Source organism: Mesorhizobium sp. M1399 (assembly GCF_040317735.1).
In the GTDB taxonomy this organism is placed as follows: Bacteria; Pseudomonadota; Alphaproteobacteria; order Rhizobiales; family Rhizobiaceae; genus Mesorhizobium.
The window spans coordinates 38133-58351 of record NZ_JAMYKZ010000006.1; the positions used below are offsets into that span (position 1 = coordinate 38133).

Sequence of the window (20219 nt, forward strand, 5' to 3'; positions counted from 1 at the left end):
GGCTCAGTGTTGGGATTTCTTCCCCAGTGACCGCGGCAGAAATCAAAGCAGCCGCCAGGCAGAAGGTCGCCAGCCTCGCTTTCTGGTCGATCGTCGTCGCCTTCGTCGTGCTCGGCCTCAAGCTGGTGGCCTGGTACGTCACCGGTTCGGTTGCGCTTTATTCGGACGCGCTGGAATCGATCGTCAACGTCATTGCCTCGGCCGCCGCCTATTGGGCGATCCAGGTCAGCTACAAGCCAGCCGACCAGGACCATCCGTTCGGCCACCACAAGGCCGAGTATTTCTCGGCCGTCCTGGAAGGCGTGCTGATCGTGCTTGCCGCCCTGCTCATCCTCAACGAGGTCTGGTGGTCGTGGCAGCATCCGGCCCCGCTCGAACAGCCATGGACCGGCCTTGCCGTCAACGGCGTCGCAACCGTCATCAACGCCGTCTGGGCCTTGACGCTGATCCGCACCGGACGGAGTGAAAAATCACCGGCGCTGGTTGCCGACGGCAGGCATATCATGACCGACGTAGCGACCTCGGTCGGTGTGTTCATTGGCCTGGTCGGCGCCGTGCTGACCGGCTGGCAGGTTCTCGATCCGGCTCTTGCGGTGATCGTGGCGCTGAACATCCTGTGGCAGGGCTGGCACGTCATCGGCTCGTCGATGAACGGGCTGATGGACCGCGCCGTCGACACCCAGGAACATATCCGTATCCGCGACATCATCTCTGCCAATTGCAAGGGCGCGCTCGAGGTCCACGACCTGAAGACGCGCATCGCCGGCCGCGCCACCTTCATCGAGTTCCATCTGGTCGTCGACGCCGACATGTCGGTCGGCGCCAGCCACGTCATCTGCGACCGCATCGAGGACGCGCTGCGGGCAGAGATTCCTTCGGTTCGCGTCATCATCCATGTCGAGCCCGACGACGAAGCGAAACTGCCCAAGGGCACGACGGCCGTGCCGTTCGCGTGAAGCAATTCGCGCAGAAAAATCGCTCAGTCGTGATCCTTCGCGCCCCCCTCTGTCCTGCCGGACATCTCCCCCACAAGTGGGGAGATTGGCCGTCACCGCGGCTTTTGCCAATAGCCATAGTCGCAGGAGTGAGTGACGCGAGGAAGCTGCCGATCTCCCCCCAAGTGGGGGAGATGTCCGGCAGGACAGAGGGGGGGCGCGAAGGATCGCTGTAGCCCTCATTCCGAGCCGCTGCGCGCCATGGATTCGAGGATCTGATCCGACGGACTTTCCAGAGCCGCCTCCGCGAAATCGTCATCAAGCGGACCGATCACTCTGTCCAGCCAAGCCCAATCCTGCGCAAGAGGCTCGATAATGACGCTCTGGCCGTGGCGGCTGATGAAAACCTCTTTGGTGTCGAAACGGTACTCCTTTGGCAAGCGCACCGCCTGCGAGCGGCCGGACCAAAACACCCTTGTCTTGCGCATGGCATCCACCTCCTCGTCACATGATCAAGGCCCGCAGGCGGCCTGCGGCATCGGCTCCAGCCGGTAGACCTTGTCGTCGGAGCTGGTGTCGCCTTCCGCCGCCTTCGAGCACAGATCGACGATCGGCAGGCCGCTGTTTGGGTTGGCCAGCATCATCGTGCCGTTGGCGCCGCGGCGGAGGAAAATCTCCTTTTGCGCGATATCGCAGGAGACACCACCCGTCTTCGCGCTCGCCGCGCAGCGCCACTGGTCGCCCTCGCCCTGGCAGTTATAGACCTGCGTGACCTTGGCCGATTTCTGCCGCGTGGTAACCGAAACGGCGATGTCTGCGCCGCTCGGCCAATTGGCGAGGTCGCCGCCCTTGGCGAAGGATGCCAGCTCGACCGGTCCGCGGAAAACCCGGATCGTCTGGGTCAGCTGATCGGGATGCGAGCCGAGATGCGCGGCATCATAGTCACGCCCGTAGCAGAAGGCCTGGTCCGGCTTCAGCCGCTCGCGCAATGGCGGGCCAAGTGCCGGATCGATCGGGTCGATGCGGGCGAACTCCGCCTTGCAGGTCGCGGCCGGCATCGGATCGAGCCTGAAGCCGTTGTCGTCCTTGCCCAGCGCCTGCCGTTCGTACTCCGCCTTGCCGAGCTCGTCTTCCGATCCGGCGTCGAGATAGAGGTCGGGCTGCACGTCCGAGACGATCAGCCGGCCCTTGTCGTCGACCTTCAGCGAAGCCATGGTGCGATCGCAGTCCATGCCGCAGCGGATCGGGCCGGTCTTGCCGTCCTCCGACTCATGACTGCACCAGCCGCCGAGCCATTCCGGCGCCTCGGCGCCGCGTACCGTCGTCGCCATGAAGCCATTGTAGGAGGAATCGATGCCGGTGCTTGGCTCCTCGTTTGGCCGGCTGACCGGATCGCGGCCGTAATAGAAGAAGATGCGCGCCACCTTCTGGTGCGGATGCGACTTGAGATGCGCGGCGTCGTAGACGCGGCCGAAACAGGCGTCCTTGCCGTCGGGGCTGAGCTCGGTGAGTTTGAGCGTGTCGTCGGCGAAAGCAGTGCCGGCGACGGCGGCAAGCAAGGCAACCCCAAGCCCGGCGCCCACAATGGTCCCCATTATGGTCCTCGACGTCATGCTACCCCTCCATTGCCCCGACAAGACGTGGCTTCAATTTATGCTAGGATCGAGGCCGAGGCCACGCAATTTGCGCGGGCCGGCTAAATGGGAGATGAAGCCATGCGACGCCGCGATATTTTCCGCGTCGGTCTTGCCGGGGCCGCCGGGCTTTTCGGGCTGCGCCCCACCAAGGCGGCAGCCATTGAAGTCAAGCCCGTCGAAGAGGAAAGGCAAAAGGTCGCCTATCACCTCAGCGATCTCGACAAGGTCAATTTCGTGCTCGGCAACATCAAGAACCACTTCGAAGGTACCGACGGCAAGGTCGACATCGCGCTTGTCGTGCACGGCCCAGCACTTGCTGCCTTCAAGTCGAAGGGCATATCCGCCGCCATTTCCGGGCGTTTCGCCGGCCTTGTCCAGGACGGGCTCAGCCCGCACGCCTGCGCCAATACCATGCACGGCATGGATATCGGCCTGGCCGACCTGCTCGACGGCTTCCATGCAGCCGACAGAGGCGGTGTCGTCAAGCTCGCCGAATTGCAGCGCCAGGGCTACGCCTATCTCAGGCCATAGGCTTTTACGGACTTGAACGCGAGGACTGCGAGGGCCTACGAAGAGCAGGCCGAGTCCCCCGGAGGAATAGACGTGCCAGCCACCACCACCCTTGTCAGCCCCTCTCTGGTCATCCCCGACCTTGCCGGAAAGGCGGTGCTGGTCACCGGCGCGTCGACCGGCATCGGCGCGGCGCTTGCACTTGCCTATGCCGCGCAGAAATGTCGCGTCGCACTGCACTACAATTCGAGCCGGGTGGCTGCCGAAAACTTGGCGGCGACCATTCGCAACGGTGGCGGCGACGTGTTCCTGACCCAGGGCGATTTCTCGATCCCCGCCGATGTCGAGCGCGTCGTCGAGGACAGTGCGCAACATTTCGGCCGGCTCGACGGCCTCGTCAACAATGCCGGCGGCATGCTCGGCCGCGTGCCCTATGCCGAGCAGACCGAGGCGCATTACGACGCGGTGATGGACCTCAACGCGCGTTCCGTGCTGACAGCTTCGCGCAAGGCGATCCCATGGCTGAAGCGGCAGGGCGGCTTCATCGTCAACACCTCCTCGATCGCCGCGCGCAACGGCGCCGGTGGCGGCGCCGGCCTTTACGGCTCCGCCAAGGCCTTCGTCTCCAACGTCACGCGCGGCATGGCCAAGGAGCTGATCGGTTTCAACATCCGCGTCAACGCGGTGGCGCCCGGCACGATCGCGACACCTTTCCACGAGCGCTACTCGACCGACGACCAGATGAAAGGCATGATCGCCACCATCCCGCAGGGCCGCGCCGGCACCGCCGAGGACTGCGTTGGCGCCTATCTGTTCCTCTCCTCCGATCTGTTGAGCGGCTACATCACCGGCCAGGTGATCGAGGTGAATGGCGGCCAGTTGATGCCGTAGACGGCGAACTGCATACTCCTGGTTGCGTAATCTCAACGGAGCAAAGCGAATGTACGGACTGATCGGCAAGATGCGGGCGACGCGCGGCCAGCGCGACGCGGTCATGGAGGTCCTGCTCGCCAGCACCGGCGCCATGCCCGGCTGCCTGAACTATATCATCGCCACCGACCCGGCCGACGCCGACGCGATCTGGGTGACCGAAGTGTGGACCGACGCCGAAAGCCACAAGGCTTCGCTGCAGCTGCCCGAAGTCCAGGCGGCAATCGCCAAGGCACGGCCGATCATCGCCGGCTTCGAGTTCCAGGTGGAAACGCGTCCGGTTGGTGGGTTTGGGTTGCCGGCGGTGAAGGCGGGATAGAGGAGAGGCCGGCGGGACAGCGCCCCCCTCTGGCCTGCCGGCCATCTCCCCCTCAAGTGGGGAGATTGGCAGCTTCGCCGACAGCTCTCTTTTTGGAGATTGGCGAAGGCCGACGTGACATCCAATCTCCCCACTAGAGGGGGAGATGTCCGGCAGGACAGAGGGGGGCGCGAAGGATCGCTACGGATGGCTGGTGCCATTACCACCCAAGCCCTTTTCCCCCGCAAAAAGGTTCGCATTTTTTCGCGACCGGTCTAAGAGCCGATCTATGGATTCTTCCCCGAACCCGCCGGCCATCGAGCATCTGGCGCGGATCCACAAGGGCTGGCAGTGGCCGGTCCTGGTGGTGGTCTCGGTGCTGTTTGCCGGCGCGCTGGAACTCGCCGCCCTTCCCGCCGCGCTCTTGATCGGACCGATGCTGGCGGCCATCGCTGCCGGCACCAACGGCGCCACGGTGCGCGTGCCGCGGGTTCTGTTCGGCTCCGCCCAGGCGGTCGTCGGCTGCCTGGTCGCCAGTTCCATCTCGGCCGATATCTTTCCCGTCTTCTACAAGGAATGGCCGCTGTTCCTCGGCGTCGTGATGGCGACGGTCGCGGCATCCAGCCTGCTTGGCTGGCTGATCAGCCGCTGGCGCATCCTGCCCGGCACCACCGCCGTCTGGGGCTCGTCGCCGGGCGCCGCCACCGCCATGGTGCTGATGGCCGGTGCCTTCGGGGCCGACCAGCGCCTCGTCGCCTTCATGCTCTATCTGCGCGTCATCTGCGTCTCGATGACGGCAGCCCTGGTGGCCAAGCTTTGGGTCGACACCTCAGGCATCGAGGTGCCGGCCATCGTCTGGTTCCCGCCGGTCGATCCGCAAGGCTTGGCCGCGACGTTCGGCGTGGCGCTGGTCGGCGGCCTCGCGGGAAAGCTTTTCCGGCTGCCGTCGCCGTTTTTCCTCGGCACCTTCATTTTCGGCACCGTGATCCATCTCGGGCTCGGCGTGACCATGCAGCTGCCGCCCTGGCTGCTCGCCTTGAGCTATACGATAATCGGCTGGAGCATCGGCCTGAATTTCACCAGGGCCATCTTGCGCCACGCGGCCCGCGCGCTGCCGCAGATCGTCGGCTCGATCATTGCCCTGATCGTCTTTTGCGGCGGCCTCGCCTTCCTGATCAGCCGCCTGCTCGGCATCGATCCGCTGACCGCCTATCTGGCGACCAGCCCCGGCGGCATGGACAGCGTCGCTATCATCGCCGCCGCCGCGCAGCATGTCGACATCTCCTTCGTCATGGCGCTGCAATCGGCACGCTTCCTGATTGTGCTTCTGGTCGGCCCAAGCGTGGCGCGGCTGGTGGCGAGAAGCCTTCGGGAGTAAAGACCAGCCGGGCAGCGCGTCAGCTGATCACCAGGCTGGAGATGCGCTCGCCGTCCAGGGTGAACGCCATGTCGCCCTCGCCGTTGAAGCCGTTGCCTGTGACGGCAATGCGCACGTGATAGCTCTCGCCCGCCGGAGCAACGCGAACGATGCGGAGCCTGGATTGCACGCCGATATTGTCCGACTGGTTCCAGCGCGCAATCTGCTCGCGGCCCTTGAACGACCGGCCCCAGTCGCTCAGGAAGGCGTCGGGCGTGAAACTGTCCAGGAAGGCTTCGCTATCGCCGGCATTGGTGGCTTCGACAAAGCGGCGGATCGGATCGGGTGCGGTCATGTTTCCTCCTGGGAGGTGCCGGAAATAAAAAACCCGCCTCGACGGCGGGTCCTCGGCGCCAATCAGCACCATAGCCAGATTAGTAGCATAGCTGCCGGCACAAAGCAAGAACAAAGTTGCCCCACCCTCAACTTTGAATGTTGGCGAAAACCAAGGCGACATCCAATCTCCCCCTTGCGGGGGGAGATCGGCAGCTTCTGCGACGGCGAGGCTCCCACTTGCCTCGCTTTGCCCGCTCCTGTATGAAATCCGCCATGAGCCCGCGCGCCACCTCTTTTGCGTCCCGCCCGACCGGCATTGCCGGCCAGACCGTTCGCGCGCTTGCCTCCACCCTGCTGCTTCTCGGCCTTATCGGCGATCGCCGGGTTCGCTGAAGGAGCGCCCGGCGGTCGAATTGCCGCTCACGCGCACGCTCCTTGGCCAGTCACAAATTGGCACGTCACATCAAGCGAACGAAATTCTGGTAAAGGCGCCGCTCGCCACCAATCCGCCTGAAGCTGGATCCGCGAGCCGCCGGGAGAAACGACGATGAACGCACGAGAAGATATCCGCCTGAATGTAGAGGAAATCAGCAAGCCTGCGGTAAAGGGCATGCCGGACGCCGCCCGCAAATACCAGCCCTATCCGACCGTCGGCCTTGCCGATCGCACCTGGCCTTCGAGAGTGATCGACAAGGCGCCGATCTGGTGCTCGGTCGACCTGCGCGACGGCAACCAGGCGCTGATCGATCCGATGGGCCAGGAACGCAAGGCGCGCATGTTCGCCCTGCTGCTCGACATGGGCTTCAAGGAGATCGAGATCGGCTTCCCGTCGGCCTCGCAGACCGACTTCGATTTCGCCCGCTGGTGCATCGAACAAGGCAACGTGCCCGCCGACGTCTCGCTGCAGGTGCTGGTGCAGTGCCGGCCGGAACTGATCACCCGCACTTTCGAGGCGCTCAAGGGTGCCACCAACCCGATCGTCCATTTCTACAACTCGACCAGCGAGCTGCAGCGCCGCGTCGTCTTCGAGAAGGACGTCGCCGGCATCAAGCGCATCGCCACCGATGCGGCCAAGATGATCACCGACATGGCGGCGAAGGCCGGCGGCGGCTACCGTTTCGAATATTCGCCGGAGAGCTTTACCGGCACCGAGCTCGACGTGGCGCTGGAGATCTGCAACGCCGTCACCGAGATCGTCACGCCGACGGCTGAAAACAAGCTGATCATCAACCTGCCCTCCACGGTCGAGATGTCGACGCCCAACATCTATGCCGACCGCATCGAATGGATGTGCCGCAATCTCGACAACCGCGAGAACCTGTTGATCTCGCTGCATCCGCACAATGACCGCGGCACCGGCATCGCCACCACCGAGCTCGGCCTGATGGCGGGCGCCGACCGCGTCGAAGGCACGTTGTTCGGCAATGGCGAGCGCACCGGCAATGTCGACATCGTCACGCTGGCGCTCAACATGTACACGCAAGGCGTCGATCCCGGGCTCGACTGCTCCGACATCAACCGCATGAAGGACGTCTACGAATACTCCAACCAGCTGAAGATCCCCGAGCGCCATCCCTATGTTGGCGAGCTCGTCTACACCGCCTTTTCCGGCTCGCACCAGGACGCCATCAACAAGGGCATGAAGGCGCTGCGCAAGGCCAACACGCCGCACTGGGAGGTGCCCTACCTGCCGATCGACCCGGCCGATGTCGGCCGCAGCTACGAAGCCATCATCCGCATCAACTCGCAGTCCGGCAAGGGCGGTATCGCCTATGTGCTGCATGCGGATTACGGCCTCAACCTGCCGCGCAACCTGCAGATCGAGTTCAGCCAGGCTATCCAGGCGATCACCGACGCCGAAGGCAAGGAGGTGCCGGCCAAGCGCATCTACGAGCGCTTTCTCGACACCTATGTCGACCAGCCCGGCGCGCGGCTGAAGTTCCTCGACCACCACACCTACCCCGACACCGAGGTCAAGGGCCGGCGCGTGGTCGAAGCGGTGATCCTCGACGGGGGCAAGGAGGTGACCATATCCGGCACCGGTACTGGCCCGATCGACGGCTTCGTCGATGCGCTGTCGCGCCATGTCGGGGTGCCGATGTCGGTGCTCGATTATTCCGAGCATTCCATGCAGCGCGGCTCGAATGCCTCGGCCATTTCCTATGTCGAGATGGAACATCCGGGCGGCAAGCTGTTCGGCGCCGGCATCAACACCAATATCGTCGCCGCCTCGCTCGAAGCCGTGGTTTCGGCCGCCAACCGCATCGTCGGCCGGAAGGGCGGCTAGCCGAAACTGCCAGGCCCGCGCCATCAGCCACCGGATATTTATCCGGTGGGTACGCTATCGCACCATAAGCACATGCTTGTAAGGCGGCGCCAGCGCTATATGATCGTACCTCAACCTGTGCCGAATTCGAAGGGATCGACACTTGCAGCATACCACGCCTGCCGCCCCCGCAGTGCGCGAAACGTTGGAGCGATTGCTGGCCAGCGAAACGTTCGGACGATCCGAGCGCGCGCGCAAGCTGCTCCGCTACCTGGTCGAGCGCGAGCAGGCAGGCGAAGCCGACCGGCTCAAGGGCTTCTCCATAGCGATGGACGTTTTTGGCAAGGACGGCGATTTCGATCCGTCGACCGATGCGGTGGTGCGGGTGCAGGCCGGCAGGCTGCGCGAGCTTCTACAGCAGTACTTCGCCAACGAGGGCGTTGCCGAACCGGTCCGCATCGCCATTCCGCGCGGCGGCTATGTTCCATCCTACGAACTCAATGCCATTCGCTTGCCGGCGGAGGCCGAGGCAGAGAGCAAGCCGCAGCCGGCGACAGAGGACGCGGCGACGAGCGCCCCGCCCGGATCCTCGGAGGATGCCCGCAACCGGGCACATCCGGCTGCATTGCTGAGCGTTCCAGCGCTCAGCCCCGCTGCACCGTCGCTGCAGCGCCATTTGCAGTTCTTCTGGCTGGCGATCGCGCTGGTCATCCTCATGCTGGGTGTGCTGATCCTTCGCCAGGGCAGCGTGGTGTTGCTGACCGGCGGCGACACGGCGGTCGAGACCGCGGTGGCGACCGGCAGCATAGCGGCGCCTCCGGTTGAAACCCTCCCCCAGGTTTACATTGCCATCAAGGCCGACAGCGACGTGGCTCGCCGTGTCGCTGCATCACTGCGCGCCGGCCTTAGCGGCTTCGATACCATCAACTTCATCGGTCGTGATGCCGACAGCCCGCCCGATCCACTTACCGACGCCGCCAGCTTCGTGTTCGATGTCCTGCCCGGGCCGCGCAGCGGCGACACTATGCTCGAGCTGCAGAGCGTGGCGACCGGCCGCGTGCTGCTGTCACGCAACCTGACCGCCGGCGACAGCGCAAACACCGCTATCGAGGACCAAATCTCCGGCATTTTGAGCTCGGCTCTTCCCGCCTCGGGCACGATCTACAATTACATCGAGCAGAGCGGCATCCAGACCGGGCTGACGGCGTGTCTGGTGCTCAACGGCAAATATTATCTCGACCAGAACGCGCAGACGCACGAAGCCGCCTACCGCTGCCTCGAAGATCTTGCCAACCGGGAGGCGAAGTCATCGCTCGTCTATTCGGAACTCGCGTCCTTGCATCTGGAGGCGGTCACCGACCATTATCCCTACCCCGCCGACGCGACGATGGAAAAGGCGATGATGTTTGCCCATCGCGCCATTCAGATGGGCCCCACCAGCCCCTATGCGCACCGCGCCCTTGGTTATCTCAACTCGCGCATCGGCAATTCCGAGGAATCGATCCGCTGGATGCGCAAGGCCTACGAACTCAATCCCTACGATCTCGCAATGGCCGCCGCCTATGGCTACGGGCTCGTTTTCGCCGGCAGGTACAGCGAGGGCACCCCGATCCTTGCTCACGCGGTGGATATCGCCAGCGCCCATCCGACATGGTGGGATTACGGGCTGTTCGCAGGAGAGTTCATGATGGGCGACATGAACAAGGCGACGCTTGCCAGCGACGGCTTGCGAACGACGGAAATGAAATCGCATTATCTGGCGGCGCGGCTGATCGGTGCCAACACTGCCGGCCGCGAAAAGCTGGCAAGCAGGCTGCTGCAGGAACTGACCACCAAATTCCCGAAATTCGCAGCCGATCCGCGTGCAACGTTCGTCGAGCGAAGATATCCCGCCGATCTGACCAACCGGCTGGTAGAGGCCCTGCGCGCCGCCGGGCTTGGCGGTGCCAGCTGACGTCTTCCGGCGCGTGCACGACGTCAGCTGATCGCGAAAATTTTACTGGCCATCCGCACGGCCAAAGCGCAATTCAGACACGATTGAACCGGCCCAAACCCATCGCGGCATAAAGACCAATCGCGGCACAAAGACTGATCCCCCCGGCATCCGGACTGATCCCGGCACAAACCCATTAAGTTTGCATGACCCGATCCCTTTACGCTGCCGAACGGGGCACCGGCCCGACGACGATTGTCTTCCTGCATGGCTTCGGTGGCTGCCACGACGACTGGCGCGATGTGGTCGCGCCTCTGGCTCCGGGCGCGCGGACCTTGGCCTATGATCTGCCGGGTCATGGCTTGTCGTTCGATTTTCCGGGCGGCGGTCCGGCCAGGATCGCAGCCAGTGCCGTCCTTGCGGACCTTTCCGCACGCGGGATAAAGCGGGCCCATCTCGTCGGCCATTCGATGGGCGGCGCCGTGGCCGCCCTGATGGCATTGAGCGAGCCCGAAAGAATGGCCTCGCTGACGCTGCTGGCACCGGGCGGTCTTGGTCCTGAGATCAATGGCCCGCTGCTGCGCCGCTACGCCGCCGCTGCCGGCACCGACGAAATCCGCGCCTGCCTTGCCGCCATGTCGGGACCGCAAAGCCAGCCCCCGCAGCACCGGGTCGATCTCCTCAACGAGATGCGCCAGCGTCCCGGCCAGTTGGGGACACTTGTCGAGCTCGCAGCCGCAATGACCAGGGATGATCGGCAAGGTGTCATCCCGAGCGAACGGCTTGAAACGCTGAACATGCCGGTGATGGTGGTTTGGGGGACGGACGACGCGGTGCTGCCTGTCAGCCAAGCGGACGGCCTGCCGAAGCGTTTTCATCTGCACCACGTGCTGGAAGCCGGCCATATGCTGGTCGAGGAAGCGCCCGGCCTGATCGCCGCGGCCATCCGTCGCAATATGCGACGCCGCAGCAGGCGGCTTCGTCCGGGATTCGCCGCTGCGGCGAGCTAATCGGTCTTCGCACAGGCACGGCGGCGGCGCTGGTGCTGCTCCAGCGAACCCTTGCCCACCCATCGATCTCGCAAGTGCATTTTGCCGGCGGCTGTGTTAATTCGGTGTTAACCAACCCGCGAGGCAACGCCGATGAAGGATGCAGGCGAGAACATCACCCAGATCGATCAGTCGCGAAAACTGTCCGATGCCATTCGCGACGTCAAGAACGCCTTCGCCGACCGCGACGACGTCGTCGTTGACATGCGCGAAGCGCATCGCATGCGGCTCGATTTGCTTGCCGCCGAACTCGCCCCGGTGTTCGGCGACGTACCCACCGACATGGACAGTTTCGACTTCGCCGTCTCGTCCGGCCTGCAGCCAAGGCTGTGGATCGACGCCGTCAGCCATGTCGCCATGGGACGCGACCGCCGCACCTACCGCTTTCTCAAGGACACGCGCATCGGCCGCGTCGTGCTCGCCGAGTCGACCGAGATGAAGGTCGTTGCCGATCAGGTGACGCGCTATGTCGCCGAGCGCGTCGTCGAACGCCAAAGGATGATGGAAGGCGGCATCGAGCAGGCCGTCGCCGGCCTGAAACGCGCCCTAGTGGTGGAAGCCGAGCCGCCGCTGCATGTCCCTGCGCGCAGCAACGGCTGGTCGGCCTTCTTCTCGGGCCTGGGCCTGATCGCCGCCGGCGCCCTGGTCGGCCTGGCGATTTCGCTCGTGCTGTTCTGGGACCGCATTGTCGCAATGAAAATCAGCTTTTAGAGCCGTTCAGCGTTTCACGGAAACGCTGAACCGCTCTATCTCTTTGGTTTGACGCAATTCCGGACGGAAAACCGTTTCACACTTTTCCCGGAATTACTCTGGCCATCGACGCCTCGGCTTCGACGCCAAGCTCCAGTGTCTGCAGGTCGCTGGGCGGCAATGCCGGCCCGGTCAAGCCGCGGCGCGTCAGCTTGATCCGCCAATTGTCCTTTTCACCGTCGATGTCGAGCAGATTGTATTGCGCCGGCGCATGCGAACTGCCAGGGGCCTGCCCGGCGGCGGCGACCCCGACCACCGGGATTTTGGCCTTGCGGGCGCCGATGAAGAAGAGCGACGGCACATGCGAATGGCCGTGCAGCACAAGCTCGGCGCCGTGCCGGTGAAGAACCTTGTGGAAGCGCGAGATGCCAAACAGCCGCTTGTTCTGCGAAACGGCGCCGCGCACCGGCGGGTGGTGGATCATGATCACCCGGAACAGGCCGCGCTTGCCTGTGGCGTCGAGCATGTCGCGCAGCCTTTCCGCCTGGCCTTCCAGAAAGAAGCCGTTGGCCATGAACGGAGCCGTGGCGCGCGCCGTGGAGACGCCGATCAGCGCAGCATCGCCGCGCACGCGCAGATAGGGAAAGGTGTTGCGGTCGACCGGCGTATTGACGCCGTCGCCCGTCATCCATGCTGCCCAGGACCGGCAGGTCTTGTCGAAGGCGCCCGGCACATAGGCATCATGATTTCCCGGCACGACCGACACGTCATTGGGCGAGCCCAGCGTCTCCAGCCAGTGCTTGGCCATCTCGATCTCTCCGTCGAGCGCCAGATTGACCAGGTCGCCGGTGATGGCGAGATGGTCCGGCCCGCTGGCCTTCATGTCGGCGACGATCGTGTCGATGACGGCGTCGTGCATGTGGCGGCGGCGGTTACGCTGCCAATTGACGTAACCGACCACGCGCTTGGAGGCGAGATCGCGATAGGTTACATCGGGAAGCGGCCCCAGGTGGACATCGGAAATATGCGCGAGCCTGAACATCTTTTCTTCATAGGCGAGGCGCGCGCGGCTTTCCACTCACGGTTTCGCGGACGATGACGCCGGATCCGGAGCAAGCCCTGCGCCAGACCGGCTGGCCGGGCTTCAGGGCAAGGCTGTTTCACCTGTACTTCGTACTGCGGCGGCCGATGACGCTCGGCGTGCGCGGGTTGATCCACGACCGCCCTTCCAATTCCGTCTTCCTCATCCGCCACACCTATGTCCCTGGCTGGCACCTGCCCGGCGGTGGCGTCGAGTTGGGCGAGACGATGATCGAGGCGCTGACGCGCGAAGTCTTCGAGGAAGGCAACATCGCGCTGACCGGACCGCCGGTGCTGAAATCGCTGCATTTCAACCGCCGCGCCAGCCGCCGCGATCATGTCGGCCTTTATCTGGTCGAGGAGTTCGACCAGCCAGCACCCAAGCTGCCCGACCGCGAGATCGCCGAAGCCGGCTTCTTTCCGCTCGACCGCTTGCCGGAAGGCACGACACCGGCGACGCTGCGGCGGATTGCCGAAGTTTTTGAGGGGAATTCGGCATCGCCTTACTGGTAGATCATCTCTCCAACAGCTTTGGCTGCTTCGCTTTAGGCCGGCAACATCCATTGTTCTCCGAGAGAAATATATATATTAGGCGATAAGAGAAAAATGAAACATAGCCAAAACGACAGGTTTAGAATCGTACTATATATCTCACTTTACACGGTAATTACTGTGACAACAATTCTTGCTACAGCCTTAATTTCGACAATGGTCCTTGGGATAGATCCATCCAGGTTGGAAAAAAGTGGAAGAGGCATCCAGTTCGCAATACAACTTTTTGCGGCATTCGTGACATATTTCGTTTTTATAAAGCGACATGCTCGGCTTTTTACTCGCACTGAATTCTGGAAAATGGTCGGTTTCTCAAGCCTGATAGAAATGGGTTTGGGAATGGCCGTGCTTCTGCTGTCGGGATCGTTTCGCGCAATCCCGCTCCAGATGTCGGTCCAGATCGTCATGATCGGCGGCATCGTGGCGTTCCTGGCAACGTCGCTCGGCTACTCCAATCGATTTGGAAATACCACATTGAAAGCTGATCTCGTCAGAAGGGCAAAGATGGACTCAGAAACCTTCCGCTAGGGCGCCGGTCTCACGCCGCCTTCCTGAACCTGTTGCGGTCGTGCAGCGCGCCATGGTCGAGCTCAGGCCCGACCGGCACGATGCGTGTCGGGTTGATGATCTCGTGGCTGCCGTAATAGTGCGACTTGATGTGGTGCAAATTCACCGTGCCGGCGACGCCCGGCACCTGGTAGAGGTCGCGCAGATAATTCGACAGGTTCGGATAGTCGGCGATGCGGCGCAGATTGCACTTGAAATGGCCGACATAGACCGGGTCGAAGCGGACCAGTGTCGTGAACAGCCGCCAATCCGCCTCGGTGATGCGGCCGCCGGCGAGATAGCGCTGCCTTGACAGACGGTCCTCCAGCATGTCGAGCGTGGAGAACAATTCGCCGAACGCCTCCTCGTAGGCTGGCTGCGTGGTGGCGAAGCCGGCACGATAAACGCCGTTGTTGACCGCGGGATAGACCAGCGCATTGACCGCATCGATCTCGCCGCGCAGCGGTTGCGGATAGAAATCGAGCTTGGCATCGCCCCATTCGTCGAAGGCCGAATTGAGCATGCGGATAATCTCGGAGGATTCGTTGGAAACGATGGTCTGCTCGCGTTTGTCCCACAGCACGGGAACGGTGACCCGGCCCGAATAGCCGGGATCGGCCCTGGTGTAGATCTGGTGCAGGAAATCGAGGCCGTAGAGCGTGTCGCCGGTCGCGCCGTCCTCGGCCAGGAACGTCCAGCCGTCGGCGCCCATGAAATGATGGACGACCGAGACGGAAATCACGTCCTCGAGTTTTTTGAGCACGCGAAAGATCAGCGTCCGATGCGCCCACGGGCAGGCGAGCGAGACATAGAGGTGATAGCGGCCGGGCTCGGCCTTGAAGCCACGTTTTCGCCCTTCGGCCGGGAAGCCGTGGCGGGTCACCCAGTCGCGCCACTGCGACTGCGCCCGCACGAATTTGCCGCCGCTCTCCCCGGTATCGTACCAGCGGTCCTGCCATTGGCCTTCGACTAGCAATCCCATGAAATGTCCTTTCGCGTTCCTGCCTGATGTAGGGCATGAAATGGACCTGCCGAAATCGCCAGCGCTGAACAGATCGTCAACAGCTGCGTCGTCGAGCGCAACCGGCCGATTGCGGCGGCTGAAAATTGGTGCTAGCGGACAATCCGCATGTTCGACTTTGCCCTGATCCGGTTCGACCGACGACGAAAGAGCGCCCGCGCTTGATGAAGCGCTGACTGGCGAACGCTGCCGCTTGCAGCAAACCTTTCCTCGCATACCGGAACGCAAAGACCATGAGCCTTGCCGACGTGAAATACCTGCCGGAAACTCCGGCGCATGATCCTGAAATCGAAGCCATCAATGACGAAGCCTTCGGGCCGGGCCGTTTCGTGCTTGCTGCCTACAGGATCCGCCAAGGTGGCCCGCATGAACGGGCTTTGTCCTTCGTGGCCGTCGACGGCGCAACCGTCGTCGCCTCGGTACGGATGACACGCATCGCCGCGGGCGCCGGCCGCGCGCTGATGCTAGGGCCGCTCGCCGTGCAGCCGGCCTTCAAGAACCTCGGCATCGGCCGCCGGCTGGTGGCAATCGCGCTCGAAGCCGCTGCCAAAGCCGGCGCGCCGGCCGTGATGCTGGTCGGCGACGAACCCTATTACGGTCCGCTCGGTTTCAAGAGGCTGCCGCGTGGGCAGATCTCGATGCCGCGTCCGGTCGACCTCGACCGGCTTTTGGCGCACGAGATCGTGCCGGGCGCAGTGGCAAGGCTGGTGGGCGAGGTTTGCCACGCCGACCAGGCGAGGATTGGCGAGCACATCGCGGCGATGGCGTGACCATGCCGGCGCTGTCGCACGGTGGCTTGGCAGAATAGTCTGGGCTCGGAGGAGGACGTCGAGATGAACCCGAACGGCCAGATTGCGATCGTCACCGGTGGCGGCTCCGGCCTTGGCGAGGCGACGGCGCGCGCTCTTGCCGCCGGCGGCGCCAGGGTTGCCGTCCTCGATCTCGGCATCGAGCGGGCGGCCAAGGTGGCGGCCGACATCGGCGGCATTGCCGTCCGATGCGATGTGAGCGACGCGGAAAGCGGTGCCGCTGCTGTCGCGGAAGTGGCTGAGACGCTCGGCGAGCCGCGCATCCTGGTCAATTGCGCCGGCATCGTTATCGGCATGAAGACGATCGGCAAGGACGGACCACATCCGCTCGACCAATACCGCAAGGTGATCGAGGTCAATCTGATCGGCACCTTCAACATGATCCGCCTGGTTGCCGACCGGACCGCGAAGCTCGAGCCGCTGCAGGGCGGCGAGCGCGGCGTCATCGTCAACACCGCATCGGTCGCCGCCTATGACGGCCAGATCGGCCAGGCGGCCTATTCGGCATCCAAAAGCGGCGTCGTCGGCATGACGCTGCCGGTGGCGCGCGATCTCGCCCGCTCCGGCATTCGCGTCTGCACCATCGCGCCCGGCATCTTCAGGACGCCGATGATGGCCGGCATGCCGCAGGAGGTGCAGGATTCGCTCGGTGCGGCAGTGCCCTTCCCTTCCCGTTTGGGCGAGCCTTCGGAATATGCCGCACTTGCCTTGCACATCATCGAGAACCAGATGCTCAACGGCGAGACCATTCGCCTCGATGGCGCCATCCGCATGGCGCCGAAGTAAACGCGACGGTGGTGCTTTGGACGAACCCAGGAAAGACGTGATCCGCGCGACCGACGCCGAGGCGATCAGGCTGGCAAAGACGCTGATCCGCAGCGCCCGTTTCGGCGCGCTGGCAGTGCTCGAGCCAGGAACCGGTTCGCCGCTGGCCAGCAGGGTCGGTGTCGCCACCGACATCGACGGCACGCCATTGATCCTGGTGTCGATGCTGTCCGCCCATACCGGCGCTATCCTTGCCGACCCGCGCTGCTCGCTGCTCGTCGGCGAACCCGGCAAGGGCGATCCGCTGGCGCATCCGCGATTGACGCTCGTCTGCCGCGCCGTACGGCTCGAACGCGGATCGAACGAACACGCCCGCGCCGAGCGGCGCTACCTCAACCGCAATCCCAAGGCGAAGCTCTATGCCGGGCTCGGCGACTTCTCGATCTTCCGGCTCGAACCGGAGCGCGCCAGCCTGAACGGCGGCTTCGGCAAGGCCTATCTGCTCGAACGCGCCGATCTGGTCGCGACGGGAGCAATCGTTGAAGAGCTTGCCGCCGGCGAGCAATCGGCACTCGACCACATGAACGCCGACCATCTCGATGCGATTGCCCTCTACGCAAGTCATTTCGGCGGGGCCGAGCGCGACGGCTGGATCGTCACCGGCTTCGACGCCGACGGGATGGATCTCGTATCCGGCGACAATGTCTGCCGGGTCTTTTTTCCCAATCCGCTGCAGGCGGCACGCGACCTCAGGCCTGTCCTGGTCGACATGGCAAAGGCTGCCCGATCGGCAAATTGATCACAGCCGCACAGTTAATCGGCTTGCATGGAAAGCAAGCCTTGAGATTTGAGCGAAATGTTCTACCTTTGCGAGTGACGCTGAATCGCTGGCGTGCATCTATAGGGAAAGTCTATGGAATCCGACGCTATTGCCCCCATAGCGGCGGATGAGCAGGAAGGCATGGGGGATCTATGGTCTCGAACAAGCTAGTCGCCAACGCCGGAGCCGCGGCCGCGTTTCTGACGCTGATGGGCAACGAAAAACGTTTGTTGATCATGAGCTATCTGGCCGAGGGCGAAATGTCGGTCGGCGCCATAGCCGAGAAAGTGTCGCTCAGCCAATCCGCTTTGTCGCAGCATCTGGCCAAGCTCAGGGCTTCCGACCTTGTCGAGACCCGTCGCGACCGGCAAATGATCTATTATTCCTGCAAATCCGGCGCGGTACGCGAACTGCTGCACATGCTGGACGGCATTTTCGGCGAAGGTGAACTGTCGCAGATGGCTCACCGGCTGCGTCGCGCCGGGACCTGATTGGCCGGGGCGGCCGGAGCGGAGGATGCCCCGCCAAGTCCGTTTGGCCGGCAAGTCCGCTTTGCTGCCAAGTCCGCCTGCTACTCAGCGCGCTCGTCGGCGGCCTGCGCAATCTCGTCCTTGAACTCGACCTTCGTGCCCGGCTGCACCATGGAAGCAAGGTCTTCGGCATCCCAATTGGTCAACCGGATGCAGCCATGCGAAAAGGTCGTGCCGATCTTGCCCGGTTCGGGCGTACCGTGGATGCCGTAGCTTTCGATGGAGAGATCGATCCAGACCAATCCCACGGGATTGTTCGGCCCGGCAGCGATGGTGAAGGGCCGCTTGGTCTTGACCCCCTTGAAAGCGAAGTCCGGATCGTAGTGATAGGTAGGGTTGTGCACCACGCGCTTGACCTCTGCCGTGCCGCTTGGCGCCGGTTTCTCATCGCTCCCAATCGAGGCGGGGTAGACCGCCAGCCATTTGCCGGCACGGTCGAGCACACGCACCAGGCGAGCGCCCTTGTCGATCTCGACGGCGGCAACCCCGGCGGCAGGGTCGCCCCTGCCGACATCAGGCACCACCAACGTCCTGCCTGGTTTCCTGAGACTGGTGCCAGGACTAAGCATTCTCAACAATTGTTCGCTGATATGGAAGCGCTCGGCCAACTTCTCCACCGCATTGCGGTAACCGAGCCGCCGCAAGCGGGCCATCCTCTCCAAGCGGGCCGGAATACGCTTGGTGAAAGGTCCGCGCACGTCCTTGCGCATCACCTCATAGGTCACCAGCACCGGCCTGGCGGAGGTTGCGATGAGTTTGCTCCAGGTCTGTGGATCGAGCTTGCCGTCGGGCGGAAGTCCGTTTGCCGCCTGAAACGCGGCGACGGCCTTGGCGAAGTTCTGGGAAAGACGACCGTCGATCAGGCCCGGCGAGAAGCGGGCGCGATCCAGAAGGATCTGCGCCTTCAGCAGCATCGGATCGACACCCTTCGGTTCGCCGATAGTGAATTGGGCCTGATTGACGGTGGCTGGATCGAGCTTGGCTGCGCGAGCCACGCCGCATGCGAGGGCAAGCGTGGCGGCGAAGACGAGGAGGAGCCTGATCATCGATGTCCTCCCAGGACTGCAGCAGGAGCCCGCTTCTATGACGCGGCATGGCCCTGTGTGGTTCCTTCGCCCGATCGAAATTCTGAATTGAAGCGGCTTGGCCGAAGGGCCGTGCCGCGGAATCAAGTATTTCTCGTCGCCAGGGGGCCTCGGCCCGGCGTCCAGTGATTGGGCTTGACCGTTCGAACGGCGTGCATCCATTTGGACGCTGAGATACGGTCCGAGCTTCGGATCCGGCATCATGCCTTCCGAAACCGAATCCCGATTCGCGGCCGATGCCATGGTCGGCCGAGGAAGCCATGAATCCGATCCGCATAGACGACCCGCAGGATCCCCGCGTCGCCGCCTATCTCGACATCCGGGAGCGAGATCTTGCCGGCCGGCAAGGCCGTTTCGTCGCCGAAGGCAAGGTGGTGCTCGACACGCTGCTCGCCGCCCGGCGCTTCGAGGCAGAATCGGTGCTGGTACTCGAAAACCGGCTGGCCGGCCTCGATGACGTCCTCCGCAAGGCGCCTGCCGGGCTCCCGATCTATGTCGCATCCAGCGAAATCATGGACAGGATCGCCGGATTCCACATGCATCGCGGCATATTGGCGATCGGCCGCAAAGGTGCGGCCATCTCCGCTGAGGCCTTGCTCGGCGCGCTGCCCGCCCGCGCGCTGATCGTTGTGCTGGTCGGCATCGCCAATCATGACAATATGGGCTCGATCTTCCGCAATGCCGCCGCCTTTGGCGCGGATGCCGTGCTTCTCGATCCGACCTGCTGCGATCCGCTGTACCGCAAGGCAATCCGCGTCTCGGTGGGCGCCGCCTTGAAAGTCCCCTTCGCCTCCTTTGCCGACGCCGCCGGCTGCATCGCCATACTCGACCAGCAAGGCTTCAGCCAATTCGCGTTGTCGCCGCACGGGCAAATCGACATTCGCGATGCCAAGAGAAACGAGCGGCTGGCTCTCTATCTCGGCACCGAGGGCGAAGGCCTGCCGGAAAGCCTGCTTGCTCGCCTGCAGACGCTGCGGATCGGTATGGCGCAGGATTTCGACAGCCTGAATGTCGCAGCGGCGTCAGCCATCGCACTTCATCATTTTTCCGGGGCCTGATGCATGTCGCGC

22 protein-coding genes are annotated in these 20219 nt (G+C 63.6%); 16 read left to right on the forward strand and 6 right to left on the reverse strand.

The window, feature by feature from the left end; all coding sequences use genetic code 11:
* Positions 1-26: 26 nt before the first annotated feature.
* A complete protein-coding gene (locus tag NKH05_RS11670) occupies positions 27-956 on the forward strand; it encodes a cation diffusion facilitator family transporter (RefSeq protein WP_023719249.1) in 930 nt (309 codons plus the stop codon).
* 218 nt (positions 957-1174) lie between these two features.
* On the opposite strand, the gene NKH05_RS11675 is transcribed toward NKH05_RS11670, so the two are convergent.
* Together NKH05_RS11675 and NKH05_RS11680 are read right to left on the reverse strand one after the other, a co-directional pair.
* On the reverse strand, positions 1175-1423 hold the full coding sequence (locus NKH05_RS11675; RefSeq protein ID WP_023719250.1) for an antitoxin: 249 nt from the start codon (positions 1421-1423) through the stop codon (positions 1175-1177).
* A gap of 24 nt (positions 1424-1447) precedes the next feature.
* Positions 1448-2548 (reverse strand): hypothetical protein, encoded by a 1101-nt coding sequence (locus NKH05_RS11680; protein ID WP_352919002.1) that lies wholly within the window; start codon positions 2546-2548, stop codon positions 1448-1450.
* A 102-nt stretch (positions 2549-2650) separates the two neighbouring features.
* On the opposite strand from NKH05_RS11680, the gene NKH05_RS11685 reads away from it, so the two are divergent.
* From NKH05_RS11685 to NKH05_RS11700, 4 genes are all read left to right on the forward strand, one after another.
* Complete coding sequence (locus NKH05_RS11685) at positions 2651-3103, forward strand: DsrE family protein (RefSeq protein ID WP_023719252.1); 453 nt, start codon at positions 2651-2653, stop codon at positions 3101-3103.
* Positions 3104-3175: 72 nt separating this feature from the next.
* Positions 3176-3973 carry an SDR family NAD(P)-dependent oxidoreductase gene (locus NKH05_RS11690; RefSeq protein ID WP_023719253.1) on the forward strand — a complete coding sequence of 266 codons (798 nt, stop codon included), beginning with the start codon at positions 3176-3178 and terminating at the stop codon, positions 3971-3973.
* A 49-nt stretch (positions 3974-4022) separates the two neighbouring features.
* Complete coding sequence (locus NKH05_RS11695; RefSeq protein WP_352494776.1) at positions 4023-4331, forward strand: putative quinol monooxygenase; 309 nt, start codon at positions 4023-4025, stop codon at positions 4329-4331.
* A 268-nt stretch (positions 4332-4599) separates the two neighbouring features.
* Positions 4600-5688 (forward strand): AbrB family transcriptional regulator, encoded by a 1089-nt coding sequence (locus tag NKH05_RS11700; protein WP_023719255.1) that lies wholly within the window; start codon positions 4600-4602, stop codon positions 5686-5688.
* Positions 5689-5707: 19 nt separating this feature from the next.
* Here the strand turns inward: NKH05_RS11700 and NKH05_RS11705 are convergent, their stop codons facing one another.
* The gene (locus tag NKH05_RS11705; protein WP_353025423.1) at positions 5708-6022 is read right to left on the reverse strand and encodes a nuclear transport factor 2 family protein; all 315 of its coding nucleotides are present in this window, start codon (positions 6020-6022) and stop codon (positions 5708-5710) included.
* Positions 6023-6613: 591 nt separating this feature from the next.
* On the opposite strand from NKH05_RS11705, the gene leuA reads away from it, so the two are divergent.
* From leuA to NKH05_RS11725, 4 genes are all read left to right on the forward strand, one after another.
* Positions 6614-8290 carry a 2-isopropylmalate synthase gene (gene leuA / locus NKH05_RS11710; protein ID WP_352919018.1) on the forward strand — a complete coding sequence of 559 codons (1677 nt, stop codon included), beginning with the start codon at positions 6614-6616 and terminating at the stop codon, positions 8288-8290.
* Positions 8291-8432: 142 nt separating this feature from the next.
* Positions 8433-10223 (forward strand): tetratricopeptide repeat protein, encoded by a 1791-nt coding sequence (locus NKH05_RS11715; RefSeq protein WP_352919000.1) that lies wholly within the window; start codon positions 8433-8435, stop codon positions 10221-10223.
* Between the two features lie 185 nt (positions 10224-10408).
* Complete coding sequence (locus tag NKH05_RS11720) at positions 10409-11212, forward strand: alpha/beta fold hydrolase (protein WP_352918998.1); 804 nt, start codon at positions 10409-10411, stop codon at positions 11210-11212.
* A gap of 132 nt (positions 11213-11344) precedes the next feature.
* Positions 11345-11962: a hypothetical protein gene (locus NKH05_RS11725; RefSeq protein WP_023719260.1), complete on the forward strand. Its 618-nt coding sequence runs from the start codon at positions 11345-11347 to the stop codon at positions 11960-11962.
* Between the two features lie 76 nt (positions 11963-12038).
* Here NKH05_RS11725 and NKH05_RS11730 read toward each other — a convergent pair whose 3' ends face one another.
* Positions 12039-12983, reverse strand: a complete 945-nt coding sequence (locus NKH05_RS11730) for a metallophosphoesterase family protein (protein WP_353025514.1) — start codon at positions 12981-12983, stop codon at positions 12039-12041.
* Positions 12984-13036: 53 nt separating this feature from the next.
* Between NKH05_RS11730 and NKH05_RS11735 the strand changes: the two genes are divergently transcribed.
* A complete protein-coding gene (locus tag NKH05_RS11735) occupies positions 13037-13534 on the forward strand; it encodes an NUDIX domain-containing protein (protein WP_352642764.1) in 498 nt (165 codons plus the stop codon).
* A gap of 93 nt (positions 13535-13627) precedes the next feature.
* Positions 13628-14101 carry an ABZJ_00895 family protein gene (locus NKH05_RS11740; RefSeq protein ID WP_352591686.1) on the forward strand — a complete coding sequence of 158 codons (474 nt, stop codon included), beginning with the start codon at positions 13628-13630 and terminating at the stop codon, positions 14099-14101.
* A 10-nt stretch (positions 14102-14111) separates the two neighbouring features.
* Here NKH05_RS11740 and NKH05_RS11745 read toward each other — a convergent pair whose 3' ends face one another.
* Positions 14112-15101, reverse strand: a complete 990-nt coding sequence (locus tag NKH05_RS11745) for a glutathione S-transferase family protein (protein ID WP_353025425.1) — start codon at positions 15099-15101, stop codon at positions 14112-14114.
* 272 nt (positions 15102-15373) lie between these two features.
* Here NKH05_RS11745 and NKH05_RS11750 point away from each other — a divergent pair, with 272 nt between their 5' ends.
* The 4 genes from NKH05_RS11750 to NKH05_RS11765 all read left to right on the forward strand — a co-directional run bounded on the left by NKH05_RS11750 (position 15374) and on the right by NKH05_RS11765 (position 18025).
* Positions 15374-15910 (forward strand): GNAT family N-acetyltransferase, encoded by a 537-nt coding sequence (locus tag NKH05_RS11750; protein WP_352482039.1) that lies wholly within the window; start codon positions 15374-15376, stop codon positions 15908-15910.
* 63 nt (positions 15911-15973) lie between these two features.
* Positions 15974-16735, forward strand: a complete 762-nt coding sequence (locus NKH05_RS11755) for a 3-hydroxyacyl-CoA dehydrogenase (RefSeq protein ID WP_352642757.1) — start codon at positions 15974-15976, stop codon at positions 16733-16735.
* Positions 16707-17513 carry a HugZ family pyridoxamine 5'-phosphate oxidase gene (locus tag NKH05_RS11760; protein WP_198030492.1) on the forward strand — a complete coding sequence of 269 codons (807 nt, stop codon included), beginning with the start codon at positions 16707-16709 and terminating at the stop codon, positions 17511-17513. Before NKH05_RS11755 ends, NKH05_RS11760 begins: the two co-directional genes overlap by 29 nt.
* Before the next feature lie 173 nt (positions 17514-17686).
* Positions 17687-18025 (forward strand): ArsR/SmtB family transcription factor, encoded by a 339-nt coding sequence (locus NKH05_RS11765; protein ID WP_023719268.1) that lies wholly within the window; start codon positions 17687-17689, stop codon positions 18023-18025.
* 80 nt (positions 18026-18105) lie between these two features.
* Here NKH05_RS11765 and NKH05_RS11770 read toward each other — a convergent pair whose 3' ends face one another.
* On the reverse strand, positions 18106-19110 hold the full coding sequence (locus NKH05_RS11770) for a L,D-transpeptidase family protein (RefSeq protein ID WP_352787793.1): 1005 nt from the start codon (positions 19108-19110) through the stop codon (positions 18106-18108).
* A 299-nt stretch (positions 19111-19409) separates the two neighbouring features.
* Here NKH05_RS11770 and NKH05_RS11775 point away from each other — a divergent pair, with 299 nt between their 5' ends.
* Positions 19410-20207 (forward strand): TrmH family RNA methyltransferase, encoded by a 798-nt coding sequence (locus NKH05_RS11775; protein ID WP_023719270.1) that lies wholly within the window; start codon positions 19410-19412, stop codon positions 20205-20207.
* The last annotated feature ends 12 nt before the right edge of the window (positions 20208-20219 follow it).

What these genes read in the sequence shown, in the direction of transcription:
- NKH05_RS11770 (WP_352787793.1), bottom strand. Translation starts at nt 19,110, where the DNA reads ATGATCAGGCTCCTCCTCGTCTTCGCCGCCACGCTTGCCCTCGCATGC.
- NKH05_RS11740 (WP_352591686.1), top strand. Translation starts at nt 13,628, where the DNA reads ATGAAACATAGCCAAAACGACAGGTTTAGAATCGTACTATATATCTCA.
- NKH05_RS11685 (WP_023719252.1), top strand. Translation starts at nt 2,651, where the DNA reads ATGCGACGCCGCGATATTTTCCGCGTCGGTCTTGCCGGGGCCGCCGGG.
- NKH05_RS11765 (WP_023719268.1), top strand. Translation starts at nt 17,687, where the DNA reads ATGGTCTCGAACAAGCTAGTCGCCAACGCCGGAGCCGCGGCCGCGTTT.
- NKH05_RS11730 (WP_353025514.1), bottom strand. Translation starts at nt 12,983, where the DNA reads ATGTTCAGGCTCGCGCATATTTCCGATGTCCACCTGGGGCCGCTTCCC.
- NKH05_RS11775 (WP_023719270.1), top strand. Translation starts at nt 19,410, where the DNA reads ATGAATCCGATCCGCATAGACGACCCGCAGGATCCCCGCGTCGCCGCC.
- NKH05_RS11705 (WP_353025423.1), bottom strand. Translation starts at nt 6,022, where the DNA reads ATGACCGCACCCGATCCGATCCGCCGCTTTGTCGAAGCCACCAATGCC.
- NKH05_RS11760 (WP_198030492.1), top strand. Translation starts at nt 16,707, where the DNA reads ATGGCGCCATCCGCATGGCGCCGAAGTAAACGCGACGGTGGTGCTTTG.
- NKH05_RS11755 (WP_352642757.1), top strand. Translation starts at nt 15,974, where the DNA reads ATGAACCCGAACGGCCAGATTGCGATCGTCACCGGTGGCGGCTCCGGC.
- NKH05_RS11750 (WP_352482039.1), top strand. Translation starts at nt 15,374, where the DNA reads ATGAGCCTTGCCGACGTGAAATACCTGCCGGAAACTCCGGCGCATGAT.
- NKH05_RS11695 (WP_352494776.1), top strand. Translation starts at nt 4,023, where the DNA reads ATGTACGGACTGATCGGCAAGATGCGGGCGACGCGCGGCCAGCGCGAC.
- NKH05_RS11720 (WP_352918998.1), top strand. Translation starts at nt 10,409, where the DNA reads ATGACCCGATCCCTTTACGCTGCCGAACGGGGCACCGGCCCGACGACG.
- NKH05_RS11745 (WP_353025425.1), bottom strand. Translation starts at nt 15,101, where the DNA reads ATGGGATTGCTAGTCGAAGGCCAATGGCAGGACCGCTGGTACGATACC.
- NKH05_RS11675 (WP_023719250.1), bottom strand. Translation starts at nt 1,423, where the DNA reads ATGCGCAAGACAAGGGTGTTTTGGTCCGGCCGCTCGCAGGCGGTGCGC.
- NKH05_RS11700 (WP_023719255.1), top strand. Translation starts at nt 4,600, where the DNA reads ATGGATTCTTCCCCGAACCCGCCGGCCATCGAGCATCTGGCGCGGATC.
- leuA (WP_352919018.1), top strand. Translation starts at nt 6,614, where the DNA reads ATGCCGGACGCCGCCCGCAAATACCAGCCCTATCCGACCGTCGGCCTT.
- NKH05_RS11725 (WP_023719260.1), top strand. Translation starts at nt 11,345, where the DNA reads ATGAAGGATGCAGGCGAGAACATCACCCAGATCGATCAGTCGCGAAAA.
- NKH05_RS11680 (WP_352919002.1), bottom strand. Translation starts at nt 2,548, where the DNA reads ATGACGTCGAGGACCATAATGGGGACCATTGTGGGCGCCGGGCTTGGG.
- NKH05_RS11735 (WP_352642764.1), top strand. Translation starts at nt 13,037, where the DNA reads ATGACGCCGGATCCGGAGCAAGCCCTGCGCCAGACCGGCTGGCCGGGC.